General features: G+C 65.0%; 12 protein-coding genes. 2 read left to right on the top strand and 10 right to left on the bottom strand.

Annotation, left to right across the window (positions count from 1 at the left end; translation table 11 throughout):
- Positions 1-10 precede the first annotated feature (10 nt).
- The 6 genes from ACESNG_RS11390 to ACESNG_RS11365 all read right to left on the bottom strand — a co-directional run bounded on the left by ACESNG_RS11390 (position 11) and on the right by ACESNG_RS11365 (position 5,658).
- A complete protein-coding gene (locus tag ACESNG_RS11390; protein WP_373069024.1) occupies positions 11-1,006 on the bottom strand; it encodes an alpha/beta hydrolase in 996 nt (331 codons plus the stop codon).
- Positions 1,007-1,041: 35 nt separating this feature from the next.
- Complete coding sequence (lepB, locus tag ACESNG_RS11385; protein ID WP_373064954.1) at positions 1,042-1,794, bottom strand: signal peptidase I; 753 nt, start codon at positions 1,792-1,794, stop codon at positions 1,042-1,044.
- Between the two features lie 143 nt (positions 1,795-1,937).
- A complete protein-coding gene (locus ACESNG_RS11380) occupies positions 1,938-2,366 on the bottom strand; it encodes an SWIB/MDM2 domain-containing protein (protein WP_373064952.1) in 429 nt (142 codons plus the stop codon).
- A gap of 170 nt (positions 2,367-2,536) precedes the next feature.
- Positions 2,537-3,553 carry an alpha/beta hydrolase family protein gene (locus ACESNG_RS11375; RefSeq protein WP_373069022.1) on the bottom strand — a complete coding sequence of 339 codons (1,017 nt, stop codon included), beginning with the start codon at positions 3,551-3,553 and terminating at the stop codon, positions 2,537-2,539.
- A 38-nt stretch (positions 3,554-3,591) separates the two neighbouring features.
- Positions 3,592-4,500, bottom strand: coding sequence for a deoxyribonuclease IV (locus ACESNG_RS11370; RefSeq protein ID WP_373069020.1), 909 nt, complete (start codon positions 4,498-4,500; stop codon positions 3,592-3,594).
- A gap of 3 nt (positions 4,501-4,503) precedes the next feature.
- A complete protein-coding gene (locus ACESNG_RS11365; protein ID WP_373069018.1) occupies positions 4,504-5,658 on the bottom strand; it encodes a hypothetical protein in 1,155 nt (384 codons plus the stop codon).
- A gap of 74 nt (positions 5,659-5,732) precedes the next feature.
- On the opposite strand from ACESNG_RS11365, the gene pruA reads away from it, so the two are divergent.
- Positions 5,733-7,364, top strand: a complete 1,632-nt coding sequence (gene pruA / locus ACESNG_RS11360; RefSeq protein ID WP_373063738.1) for an L-glutamate gamma-semialdehyde dehydrogenase — start codon at positions 5,733-5,735, stop codon at positions 7,362-7,364.
- A 149-nt stretch (positions 7,365-7,513) separates the two neighbouring features.
- Complete coding sequence (locus ACESNG_RS11355) at positions 7,514-8,461, top strand: PhzF family phenazine biosynthesis protein (RefSeq protein ID WP_373069016.1); 948 nt, start codon at positions 7,514-7,516, stop codon at positions 8,459-8,461.
- A gap of 17 nt (positions 8,462-8,478) precedes the next feature.
- On the opposite strand, the gene ACESNG_RS11350 is transcribed toward ACESNG_RS11355, so the two are convergent.
- The 4 genes from ACESNG_RS11350 to ACESNG_RS11335 all read right to left on the bottom strand — a co-directional run.
- Complete coding sequence (locus ACESNG_RS11350; protein WP_373069014.1) at positions 8,479-9,753, bottom strand: diguanylate cyclase; 1,275 nt, start codon at positions 9,751-9,753, stop codon at positions 8,479-8,481.
- Between the two features lie 106 nt (positions 9,754-9,859).
- Positions 9,860-10,579, bottom strand: coding sequence for an ABC transporter ATP-binding protein (locus ACESNG_RS11345; protein ID WP_373063732.1), 720 nt, complete (start codon positions 10,577-10,579; stop codon positions 9,860-9,862).
- A 261-nt stretch (positions 10,580-10,840) separates the two neighbouring features.
- The gene (locus ACESNG_RS11340) at positions 10,841-11,878 is read right to left on the bottom strand and encodes an HlyD family secretion protein (RefSeq protein WP_373063730.1); all 1,038 of its coding nucleotides are present in this window, start codon (positions 11,876-11,878) and stop codon (positions 10,841-10,843) included.
- Between the two features lie 146 nt (positions 11,879-12,024).
- Positions 12,025-13,290: FtsX-like permease family protein (locus ACESNG_RS11335; RefSeq protein ID WP_373069012.1), on the bottom strand; the 1,266-nt coding region annotated here is incomplete at its 5' end.

Raw genomic sequence — 13,290 nt, 5'->3', positions numbered from 1 at the left:
GCCAGCCTTTCTAGCGGCCCGTGACGTTTCCCAGCAGGAACAGCAGGCTTTCGGCGGCGTGCGCCTGCCAGTAGCTCCAGGTGTGCGCGCCGGGCCATTCGGCGTATCGGTGCGTGACCCCGAGACTGGTGAGGGTGGCGTGCAGATCCCGATTCTGATCCACGTACGCGTCGTCGACGCCTACGTCGAACATCAATAGCGGGATGCGCGGCCCACCGGTTGCGGTCCGAGATTGCAGCCGCTGCACCATGTGTCCAGGATCACGTGCGTTCCAGCCGATGGTATCCTTGCCCATCACCCACCGCAGATCCGACCAGAGATTCCGCGAGGCCGACTGCAGTTCGGCGGTCGTGTTGGCGTAGCGCGGGGGCGGCGCAAACGGCTTGGGACCGAGGTAGCGGGGCGACACGACACCCGAGTGACTCGCCGCCGCCGCGAAGACATCGGGATACTGCAACGCCACGGTGAGCGCGCCGAAGCCGCCCATGCTGAGTCCGGCGATACCGCGGCTTTCCCGACGGGCGATCGTGCGATAGCGCGTGTCCATGTGCGACACGATGTCGCGCGCGATGTAGTCATCGTAGCGCGTCCACGGCACACAGTAGGTCGCAGCGGGTTCGCGGCGCACGCTGTCGGCGCGGCAGGCGTTCGCGTCGCCCAGCTGATTCCAAGTGGCATACCACCCGTTGTCGCCGTCGGGCATGGCGATGATGGCTTCGGGGGCGCCGGTGCGTACCAGCGAGTCCATGGTGCGATCCAACCGGCCCGCGTCCACCCAATTGCGTTCGTTTCCGGTGCGCCCGTGCAGGTAGACCAGCAGCGGATAGCGGGTGCGGGTAGCCGCGCTGTAGGAGGGTGGGAGGTAGACCACCAACGCCTTGTACGCACCGAGCGATTGCGACCAGAGGGTGTCGGTACGCACGGTTCCCGTGACGGTGGCCGATTGCGCGGACGACAACGATGCGTTGCCGACGGCGAGCAGCAACCACGCTGCCACCAGGCGCATCGGGGACCTCGTGGCATGCCGTTCGGCGCATCGCATTACTTGATGATCGTCCCGATGCGACCCCATCGGATATCCGTGATGAACGGCAAGGGGCGTACGCTTTCGTCGGCGTTGTACGTGTAGTACACGAACACCGGACGGCCCCGCACGTTCTCGCGCGGCACGAAGCCCCAGTAACGGCCGTCCTTGGAGTCGTAGCGATTGTCACCGAGCATGAACAGGAAGTCTTTGGGTACGACGAGCGGACCCCAGTCGTCGAGCGTGGGCGACGCCGGTGGCTCGCCGGCGCTGGTGCCGCGCACTTCGAACTGCTTCTGCCAGCTGAACAGCGGGTGCGAGAACCCACCGTCACCCTTCGGATTCTCGGAGGCGGCGAAGCCCTGACGCTGCGCCATCCCGTTCACGTGGAAGACGCCACCGCGCATCCAGACGGTATCACCGGCTATCGCGACGAGGCGCTTCACGAGAATCGGATTCGGATCCTCGGGCTGATCGACCTGATCGGGCGAGACGAACACGACCACATCGCCGCGTTCCGGGTCCGCGTAGCCCGGCAGGTTGATGTCGGTGAACGGGACGTGCGGACCGTAGGCCAGCTTGTTCACGAACAGCCAGTCTCCCACCAGCAGCGTCGGAATCATGCTCCCGGAGGGGATGCGATAAGCCTCGATCAGAAACGTCCGGATGGCGAGAAAGATCGCCAGCGTGACGAGAATCGCCTTGACGTTTTCCCAGAGAGTAGAGCCACTGCCACCGCCGGACTTTTTGCCGGCGCGGAGGTTTGCCACACTTTTACGGTCGGTGCTGCTTTTCGACGAACTGCTGTTCGAGGCCACGGGCGGTGCGGTTGGGAAGTCGAGGGCGGACTAGATCAAAGGGGCGCGCCCATCAAGGACGCGCCCCTTCAACATACGCGGCAAACCGTCGGGAGTTACGACAGGTGCTTGGAAACCAGCGACGTCATCTCGAACATGCTGACGGTCTTCTTGCCACCGAACACGGCCTTCAGCTTGTCGTCGGCGTTGATGTTGCGCTTGTTCTTGGCATCCTGCAAGCCGTGCTTCTTGATGTAAATCCACAGCTTCTTCACGACTTCCGTGCGCGGAAGCGGCTTGTCACCGACCACGGCGGCGAGGTCGCTGCTCGGCGTGAGGGCTTTCATGAACGCCGCGTTCGGCGTGCGCTTGGCGGCCTTCTTCGCCGGCGCCTTCTTCACGGCCGCCGTCGTGGCCGGAGCGGCCTTCTTCACAGCCGCCTTCTTGGCCGGAGCGGCCTTCTTCGCGGGCGCCTTCTTGGCGGCGGCCTTTTTCGGGGCAGCCTTCTTTGCAGCTTTCTTCGCAGACTTCTTCGCAGCGGCCATGTCGTCTCCTGGGGTGGGACCGGTCGGGTCGCGTCGAGCAATACAGCTCTCGACAGATCTCGCGAAGACGCGGTTACGTCTCAGCGGACGGCCAAAAGTACAATCACGCATGCATCGCGCAATAGTGCATTTCATGTTTTTCCCTATGAAAACCGCACTTCGCCGCGAAATCAGCGGATTTTTTTCATTGTATTCCCCTCGGAGAATCGATTTTTGCGATTCTGCTGCTCGAGGAAGGTGACGAGCACGCGCAGGATTTCCCCTTCGACACGACGCGAATCGAGGCGCACGTAGCCGCGCGGATCGCCGTCGAAGTCGTCGAGCAGGAGGTGATTGGTGTGCGGTAACCGCACGGCGCGCGCCTCGTGCAGTACCGCCGCGAGCTCGTCGGCCTGTTCCACGGGGACCTGCCGGTCGTTCTCACCGTGCAACAATACGGCGGGTTGGCGCACGTCGCGCGCGATCGTGCGCGGGTCGAGGGAGAACCAGGTGCGCAGCCAGCGATCCGTCGCGGCGATCGCATCGGCATCGGATTCCGCGCGCGCCAGCACCGCCGCGCGTTGCGCCGGCGCCCACGTGGTGAGATCGCTCGCCACGAGGGTGGCGCGTTGCCAGCGTGCGATTTCACGCCCTGGACGTGACGCCGCCCCCAGCAATCCCAGCGCCCACACGCGGGGATCGTCGCGCGCCACCAGCAGTGCCACGAGCGCGCCCTCGCTGTGTCCCACGAGGGCGATCCGCTCCGGCTGCACCCGCGACTGACCACGCAGCCAGGTAACTGCCGCCGTCGCATCGCGCGCAAAATCCTCGGTGGTCGCCCCGTCGAAGCGACCGGTGGAGGCACCCATCCCGCGGTCGTCCAGACGCAACACGGCGAAGCCGGCAGCGACCAACGTGTCGGCGATGTCGGCGAACGGGCGATAGCCCGGCAACTCGGTACGTGCTCCGTCGCGGTCCTGCGCACCGGATCCGCTGAGCAGCAAGACCGCCGGCACCGGTACCGACGCGGGTGCCGTTGGCCATGCGAAATCGCCGGCGAGTGTCACGGCGCTATCGACTTCGACACGGACCTCGCGATGGTCAGTGCGAAGGTCTCGCGCGGCGCTCGAAGGCGCGGTGCAGCCTTCGCAGGCCAGAACGACCGCGCCGAACACCACGAGTGCAGCCCACTGGGACTTTCCCATCATTTGACGCCCATCAGTTGCCGACCATCAGGAGATGCCGATCAACCGCGCGGTGGCTCCATCGCCATGGTGCGCAGCAGCGCGATGGAGCGCACGTCCCACGGATCGGGCGTATCGTCGTCGTCCGCGAGGTCCGCGTGCTCCTGCGGGGTCTCGAGGATCAGTGGGACACCCTGTGCGCGGCGGTCGTGCAGCAGCCAACTGAAGGCATCGACGCCGATCAGCCCTTCGCCGATCAACGCATGACGATCGCGATTCGAGCCGAGCGCGCCTTCGCTGTCGTTGAGATGAAAGAACGCCGACGGTTCGCCGGTGGCCGCTTCGAACTCGTCGAGCACCCGAGTGAGATCGGCGCGCGACGTCGCGATCGGATACCCCGACGCGAACAGATGGCAGGTGTCGAGTCCGTAGCCGGTGCGCGCACGATCGGCCGCCGGGATGCCACCCAGCATGGCGCCTACTTCTTCAGGGGTGCGTCCCACGGTGGTGCCGGCACCGGCGGTGTTCTCGATAAGCAACCGGGTGTGACTGGCCGGAACCGCCGCCAGGGCGCGACGCATCGCCTCCGACACGCGCGCGATCGCCGCCTCGCGGTTACCATCGGTGGCTGCACCTGGGTGGAAGCAGACACCGGCCACACCGAGCGTCGTGGAGCGCTCGAACTCCTTGGCGAGGGCCGCTGCGGCGCGATTCCACTTTTCGTCGTCGGGCGTCGCGCAGTTGATCACGTACGCCGCGTGCACAATGACATGCTCCGGGCGAATACCAGCCTCGGCCAGCGCTTCCTGATAGCGGGCGAGTCGATCGGGCTTCACCCCGACTTTGTCATTGTAGAACTTCGGGATCGCACTGAAGATCTGTAATGCCTGCATGCCCGCCTTGCCGGCACGGCGGGTGGCCATGGGTATGCCACCGGTGTCGATGCAGTGGGCACCAAGAAGAAGTGACATAGTTCAGCGTTCCACACGGGCGCGACGCAAACGGAAGATCGCATCGGAGGCGGCGGCGGTTTCGCTCCATCCGACCACCACTGCGCGGCCACGCACGATGACGTGCGGATCGCGGGCGTTCGAAATCCCTCCGCTGGCCGTGAGCCGGTCTTCGAAGAGATGGCCCGACGTCCGCGACACAGCGAGACCGATCTTCCGGCGACCAAGGCCACTGTTGGGATCTTCGTACACCACCGCTACCACGTCACCGTCCACGGCCACGCGCGCGTCGCCCATGCGCTCGCCGTAGATGATCGCGATGGGCGGCTCGAACTGCGACCGCGGATCCATTTGATGCGCGTAGAACACGCCCGGGCCTTCGGGGCCGGTAAGCGCGTAGGCCACGTGGACGTACCCATACTTATTGTCGACGACGACACTGGGGGCAGGCCGGGCGCAGCCGTAGGCGCCGCGATCGGCGGCCTGCGCGTCACCGGGGCCCTGATCGAGCGAGTCGACGAGGATCGGTCCGCGCCAGGCGCCGCTCAACGCGGCCACCGGGTCGCCCACGACCGCCCCAGCGGTCGCACCAGCGGTCGCATCGGACGAAGCGGTCACCATGCTATCCCGCCACGCCGCGGCGAGGCGCACACGCCCGCCAGCGCCGCGGCTCCACCACACTGCCACCTGCCCGCGCGCGCCGGCCGAGACGATGCGGATAGAGCGAGCGCAGCGCATCGAGTCGGCCGGCGCGTTGCCGTTGCCGAGCGAGGTCAGAGTCGCGGGCGCCGTTTGCACCGGTGGCAGCGTGGCGTGATTCTCCACGGAATCCTTCGCCTCAGGCATCGCGACGATCGTCGGCTCGAGCAGGCTGGTGCCACCTGCCTCACGCCACAGATCCTGCGTCAGCAGGAAGTCAGCATAGAGCGACGAAGCCTCCAGCGTGGAATCGGTGGCGACGTACGGCGGATAGACGAGTGGCGACGGGAAATTAGTCGCCGCGGCTTCGGCATCGACCCAGCTCACGGCCGGCTTCTCGCAGGCCGTAACGAGCAGCGCGAGGGCGAGGGGGGCCGTCAGCTGGCGGCGGCGGTTCCCGGACCAACGGAACGGGATCCGGAACGGGATCCGGAACGGGATCCGGAACGGGGCGGACGGACGGACAGGAGGCAGAGCCATGCGGGAAGGGTACTGCAAGATCCGCACGACGCTAGCTTTCCCGTTCCTTATCCTGCCTTCTCGGAGAACGTCTGATGTCTTTTGCCGCCTTCGATGGCACGCGTCGCGTGCCCGTCGCCGCGAACGAGCCCGTGCGCAGCTACGCGCCGTCGTCCGCCGAAACGAAGAACCTGAAGCTCCGTCTCGACCGCATGGCGGCCGAGCAGGTGGAGATTCCCATCGTGATCGGCGGTCGCCGGATTCACACGGGCAATCTCGGCACGGTCACCATGCCGTGCGATCACCAGCATGTGCTGGCCACCTACCACAAGGCCACGCCGGAGCTGGTACACGAGGCGATCGCGGCGAGTGCGGCGGCGTACGCCGAGTGGTCGAGCTGGCGCTGGGAAGATCGCGCCGCCGTGTTTCTGCGCGCGGCCGAACTGCTCACGACGACGTGGCGCGACACGATCAACGCCTCGACGATGCTGGGTCAGGCCAAGACGGTGCACCAGGCCGAGATCGATGCCGCCTGCGAGATGATCGACTTCTGGCGTTTCAACGTGCAGTTCGCGCAGGATCTGTATGCGGAACAGCCGCTGTCCGACCATAGCATGTGGAACCAGCTGGATTACCGTCCGCTGGAAGGCTTCGTGTACGCGGTCACGCCGTTCAACTTCACGGCGATCGGCGGCAACTTGCCCAGTGCGCCGGCGATGATGGGCAACGTGGTGCTCTGGAAGCCATCGGCCACGGCAATCCTGTCGTCGTGGTACACGATGCAGCTGCTGGAAGAGGCGGGGCTTCCGCCGGGCGTGATCAACTTCATCCCGGGCGACGCGGCAATGATCTCCGACATCGCGCTGGCGCACTGTGACCTGGCCGGCGTACACTTTACTGGGTCCACGAGCGTGTTCAACAGCATGTGGAAGACGATAGGCTCGAATATGGGCACGTACAGGTCGTATCCGCGCATCGTGGGCGAGACGGGCGGCAAGGACTTCATCGTGGTACACCCGAGCGCCGATCCGCAGGCGGTGGCCGTGGGCATCGTGCGGGGCGCTTTTGAATACCAAGGGCAGAAGTGCTCGGCGGCCAGCCGCGCCTACGTGCCGAAGTCGATGTGGCCCGACGTGAAGGAACGCTGCATCAAGATGATGGCGGAGATGAAGCAGGGCGACGTGCGTGACTTCTCGAACTTCGTGGCTGCCGTAATCGACAAGAAGGCGTTCAATCGCCTCAAGGGTTACCTCGACGACGCGAAAATGTCGGCGACGATCGTGGCCGGCGGCGGCTACGATGATTCGAAGGGCTGGTTCATCGAACCGACGATCGTGGAGACGGATGACCCGAAGCATCGCATGCTGTGCGAAGAGCTGTTCGGCCCGGTGATCACGATCCATCCGTACGACGACAACGCATGGCGCGCAACGCTCACGCTGGTCGACACGACGTCGCCGTACGCGCTCACGGGCGCGATCTTCTCACGCGACCGCGGCGCGGTGCGCGAAGCGATGAGCGTGCTACGGCAGAGCGCGGGCAATTTGTACATCAACGACAAGCCCACGGGAGCCGTGGTGGGGCAGCAGCCCTTCGGCGGTGCGCGCGGTTCGGGCACGAACGACAAGGCGGGGTCGAAGCTGAACCTGATGCGCTGGGTGAGCGCGCGGAACATCAAGGAAACGTTTTCGAGTCCGTTGGATTGGCGGTATCCTTTTCTTGGGTAAGAGAACGGGTTGGGGGCGTTCGGACGGACTCACGTGGGTTTGGAGTTTTGAGTTCAAGTTTGGAGTGGTGAGTGGGTGAACCGCTCCTGCTTGACTCACGACTCGATACTTGAACTCACCACTCACGACTCATCAGTTCTTTAGGGATCATGCGCACCATTCGCTTCATCACCTGCGACGTCTTCACCACTGAGCGGTTCACGGGCAACCAGCTCGCGGTCGTGTTCGGCGCCGAGGGGCTGCCTACGGCAACGCTGCAGGCGATCACGCGCGAGTTCAACTTCGCGGAGACTACGTTCGTGTTCGCGCCGGAAAATCCGTCGCATACGCGGCGGGTGCGCATTTTCACCCCCGAACTCGAACTGCCGTTCGCCGGCCATCCCACCATCGGCACGGCGCATGTGCTGGTGGCCAGTGGCGAAGTGCCGGCGGTAGGCAACGAGATGACGCTGGTGCTGGGCGAGAATGTGGGCCCGGTACCGGTGCGCGTTACCCTCGAGAACGGTGTGCCCGTGCATGCGCAGCTCACCACGGCGCAGTTGCCGGAGGAGCGCGTGGAAGTCACCGATCTCGACGCGTTGGCCAACGTGCTGTCGTTGTCGGCTTCGGATCTGGTGGGCGGCGCACATGCGCCCACCGGCGTGAGTTGTGGCGTGGCCTTTCAGGTGATTGCGCTGAACAGCGTCGAGGCGGTGAAGCGGGCGCGGCTGAACACCGACGCCTGGGACGCGGTGCTCAAGGACACGTGGGCGTCGTGGCCGATGGTGTTCGCGATGTCACGCGAGAGCGGCGCCGATCGCGACGAGCTGATGCCAGCGCACGTGCGCGGATGTGATATTCGTGCGCGCGTGTTCGTGCCGGGCTCCACGGTGCCCGAAGACCCGGCCACGGGATCAGCCAACGCCTGCCTGGCGGGATATCTCGCCAAGCGCACACCGCGCGACGGGCTGCTGAAATGGGAGGTCGCGCAGGGCGTGGAGATGGGTCGTCCCAGCCGATTGCACATCGAGGCACACAAGAGCGGCAGCGTGATCGACGCGGTGCGTGTGGGCGGCGCGACGGTGCTGGTGAGTGAAGGGACGATGGCGGTGCGGTAGGGCGCTCGCGCTCTTCCTTACACCTTGACCGGCGGGAATTCCCCGCTGGTTTGTCCCCGTCGCAACGCGTCGAGGCCGTGCGACCAGAGCACCACGCGATTGCGGCCACTACGCTTAGCGGCATAAAGCGCCTCGTCGACGCGGGCCCGCAGCGCTTCGGCAATGGATTCGTCGGGCACCGTGTCGGACACCACGCCCACGCTCACCGTGACCGCGACCTTCGCCTTGGGCTCGGCGAAGGTGCGACGACGGAACGCTTCGACGACGCGCAGCGCGAGGTGCTGCGCGCCTGCGGCCGAAGTGTTGGGCGCGAGGATCATGAACTCCTCCCCACCCGTACGAGCGACGATGTCGTCGGTTCGCGCACTGGCACGGAGAAGCTCGCCGGTTTCGGCGATGACCTGATCGCCCACCAGGTGGCCGTGCGTGTCGTTCACCTGCTTGAAGAAGTCGAGGTCGATCGCGATCAGCGCGACGTCGGTTTGCGTGCGCGCTGCGCGCGCCAGTTCACGACGATACTGCTGCTCGAATCCCCGACGGTTGTAGCAGCCCGACAGCGGGTCGGTTTGCACGATGCTGGCCAGCTGCGTACGCATGCGATTGTAGGCACGCCCCACCGTCGTGATCGCGTCGGGGCTCTTGTCAGCCGCCACGTCGTACGAGTTGGTGAAGTCGCCCTCTTCTGCGCGTTCGAAGATCGCGACCAAGGTGCCGAGCCGCTCGTGCAGCTTGCTCTGCACACGGATCACCAGCAGTGAACCAAGACCGAAGAAGCCAAGCGTCGTGAGCGCCTCCGGCCACGAGACAGCGTTGCTGTAGTCCTGGGCGATGTCGTTGATGAGCAGGAACGCCGCCGCGATGGCGGCCAGCAGCAGGAGCGCGGGCGCGCGTCCGAAGTACACATGCGTGAGCTGCAGTGAAAAAAGCGCCAGCAGCAATCCGCGATGGTAGTCGTTGGGCTCGGCCAGCAGAAATACCAGCAGAAATACGACCATCAGGTCGGCCACAACCATGAGCGTAGAGAGCGTCCGGCCGGCTGCGCGCGTACGCTGCACAAGGGCCCGGATGCTGGTCACGAGCACCACGTACGTCGCGGCCACGAGGCCCAAAACGCGATCGGCCGAGTCGGGTCCGACCGTGACGTAGGCCACCGACGACAGCGTAAGAATGCCGGCGTTGCGCAGGCCGACCGCCATAATGCCGGCGACAAGCGCGAGTACGAGCCGATATCCGGTCTGCCAGAGCAGGATATCGGCGTTGGCGACGTCGGTGCGGGGGGCTTCGCTGTTCATCAGGTTGTGTGGCAGGACAATAATGCGCCTGTTCGTGTCCACCAATCTCAACTACACCCCCGCTCGCCAGCTGGTCCCGGAATTTGTCACGGAGGCTGCCCGTGCGTCACGCCAATACCGGAACCGCAGCCGACATCACCTCGAGCGCGCCGGCCTCGAGTATCCGCCGGTCGAAGAGCTGTACGGTGCGATCAGCGTGCAGCGCGTAGCGCACGTCGTGCGTGACCATGCAGATAGTCGACCCGTTGCCGTGCAGTTCGCGCAGCAGATCCATCACCGCCTCGCCGTTCTTCGAATCGAGGTTGCCGTTGGGCTCGTCAGCCAGCAGGATCGCGGGATCACCGGCCACGGCGCGGGCCACCGCCACGCGTTGCTGCTGACCGCCCGACAGCTGCGGCGGATAGTGCTTGGCGCGGTGCGTCATCCCCACGCGCTCCAGCGCCTTCTGCACCCGTTCTTTTCGTTCGGCGGCTACCATGTCGCGGTAGGTAAGTGGCAGTTCCACATTCTCCCACACGGTGAGATCGCCAATCAGATTGAAGGCCTGGAAGATGAACCCGATTGCGCGGTTGCGGACTCGCGCCCGCTCGGCGGGCACGAGCTGCCCTACCGGCGTGCCCGAAATTCGGGAGTCACCCGACGATGGCGTGTCGAGCAGGCCGAGAATCGCCAGCAACGTAGTCTTTCCGCAACCGGACGGGCCCGCGATGGCCACGTACTCACCCTTGGCGATCTCGAAGTGCACATCGGCCAATGCGTGGGTCTCGAGCTCGGCGGTGTAGAACACCTTCCGAATGCCTTTCATGTGAATCAGTGGTTCCGACATCGGTGGCTCCGATCGTGGTGGTGAGGAGAGAGAATGCGTGCTGGCTACGGGTCTGCTACTTGATGAGCACGCGATCGACGTTCGCGTAGCTGCTCATGTCCGACAGGATGATGCGATCGCCGACCGAGAGGCCGCGAAGAATCTCGATGGTATTCACGCTGTTGCGACCGAGCGGACCGGGACCCGTACGGCCGTTCCGCCAGCGGCCTCGAGGCGGAACACCGATGTGGTACCCGAGCTGGCGCTCGACGCCGGGCGACCTCAGAAGCGCACGTTCACCATGCGGTCGATCACAATCGTGCCGTCGACACTGAGATCAGGCACGGCACCCGATGGTAGTGCCCCTTCGAGTGCGACATCGATCGTCACCGAGCCGCCCTGCGCGGACGGGTCTTTGCGTATCACGCGGCCGCTCACGAGCCCGTTGCGCGTGTCGACCGTAGCGCGCTGCCCAAGCTGCACGTCCTTTGCCTGCGACTCGGGGATGCGCAACACCGCTTTCAGCTGACCGGGCTGTACCACTTTCGCGAGGGTGGTGCCCTCGGGGACCCACTGCCCGAGCTGCAGTGTGAGCTCCTGCAGCACACCGGCGTCCGGCGCGCGCATCTGTAACGAACGGAGTCGCGCCTGCTGATTGTCGGCGATCGCGTGCAACTGCACCACGCGTGACGCTTGCACCGCAAGCTGTGAATCGATGGCCTGCCGCATGAGCGATAGACGCTCCTGCTCCACCCGCACCCGCGTGGTGAACTCCTCGGCCGACGCCTTGCGATTCGTGGCCTCGAAGGCGGGCACCAGCCCCATGCGCATTAGCGAATCGGCAGCCCGGGCCTCCTGCGTGCTGCTCACGTATTGCGTGCGCGTAGACGCCACCGCGCCTTCCTGCGTGAGAATTTCACTCCGCAGGTTGGTGCGCAGTTTGAGCAGATCGATCTGCGCGCGCTGCACCTGTTGCTCGGCCTGCATTGTTTGAATCTGCAGATCGGGATTCGACAGCTCGAGCAGCATCTCGCCAACCTCCACTGCGCTGCCGGAAGCGGCATTCACGCGCTCCACGCGCGCCGAGGCCTGCGCCGTGATCCAGCGAATGTGTTCCGGCACGAGCGTGCCGGGGCCGCGCACCTCGCGGACCACGTCGCCCTGCTTCACGGTATCGATGACAACGGCGGCACTCTGCACGGTGGGCACCGCCGGACCAAGTCGGGTGAGCGCGACGGTGAGCAGCACGACACTGGCCATCGCCACACCGATGGTGATGTGTCTTTTGTATGACTTCCTGGATGTGCGAACGATGTCCATAAAGATCGACCTCAGTCGGAGCGCGGCGCGTGCATCGGATCGACCATCGCGGCGCGGCGCGCCGGCAAGTAGCCTGCCGTGAGAGCGACGAGCGTGAGCAGGAGCACCGAAGCGGCGAATACAACGGGGTCATGCCCTTCGAGTTTCTAAAGCTGGGACTGCGCGGCGCGGCCACGCGCGAACGCGGCGGCGATGCCGATCACCGAACCGACCAGCGTCATCGCGCTCACTTGGCGCAACACGAGGCCGCGTACGTGGCCCGCGTCGGCGCCGAGGGCGATGCGCACCCCGATCTCGCGCGTGCGCTGCGCCACGGAATAGGCCAGGACTCCGTACAAACCCACGGCCGCCAGCAACGTGGCCAGCACGGCAAAGGACGAGGTCATGATGCTGATGAGGCGGTCCAGGAACACGTTCTCGCGAATCTGCTGCGGCATCGTCTTCAGATCCTCCACCGGCACGGTAGGATCGATGCGCTTCATGATCGCGCTGATACTCTTCAACAATTGCTCCGGTGGGATCGAGCTGTTCACGTAGAAGTAGAGTCCACTCACCGACCCGCGTAGGCGCCAAGGCGTATCGAACACCGGTGGCACGTCGTCCTTCACCTGGGCGTATTTGGCGTCCTTCACGAGGCCGACGATCTGCATATCGAGCGAGTCGCTGCCTTCCGACATGAACTTGCCGATAGGATTCATGCCGAGATTGAACTTCTTCACGAACGCTTGGTTGACGAGCACTCTTTGCCGCTGCCGAGTCGATCGCTTTGGGAGAACTCGCGCCCGGCCAGCAGCTGCATGCCAAGCGTCTTGAGGTAAGAGGCTCCGATCGAGTTGAAACGAGCATTCGCATCGATTATCGGGACCGTGCGTAAATTCCTGCACACGCACATTTTCGCCCCAGTTGTCGCCCGACAGAAGTGGAACCATCGACGACGTCACCCCGGTGGCTCCGGGGATCGCCGCCAGCTCCTGCTCCACCCGCTCGTACAACACCGCCGCTCGCGTACTGTCGTAGCCACTGCGCATCGGCGTGATCGAGAACGTCGCGACATTGTCGACGCTGAGTCCGAGGTCCGCCCGGCTCACATTCACCAGACTCTTGAGAAACAGACCGGCCGAGATAAGGAGCGCCATCGACAGCGCGATCTGCGCAGTCACAAGCACCGTGCGGAATCGCGAGGCCGAGCGGCCGCCGGCTATCTGCCCGGCGCCGGCACGAATCACGGTGATGAGATCCGAGCGCGTGCTGTGCAGCGCGGGAAAGAGACCGAAGATCAGCCCGGTAGTGATCGCGGTGACCGCCGCGAAGATCACCATCGGCGGCTGCAAGGTGAGATTGATCGTGGCCGACGCCTCCACCGGCATGAGCGAGCCGATCGCACGAAGCGTCCAGACCGCCACCAGCAAGCT

Source organism: Gemmatimonas sp. (genome assembly GCF_041689975.1).
Classification (GTDB): domain Bacteria; phylum Gemmatimonadota; class Gemmatimonadetes; order Gemmatimonadales; family Gemmatimonadaceae; genus Gemmatimonas.
Note: the sequence above shows the minus strand (reverse complement) of the source record. Positions and strands in the feature narration are given on the sequence as shown.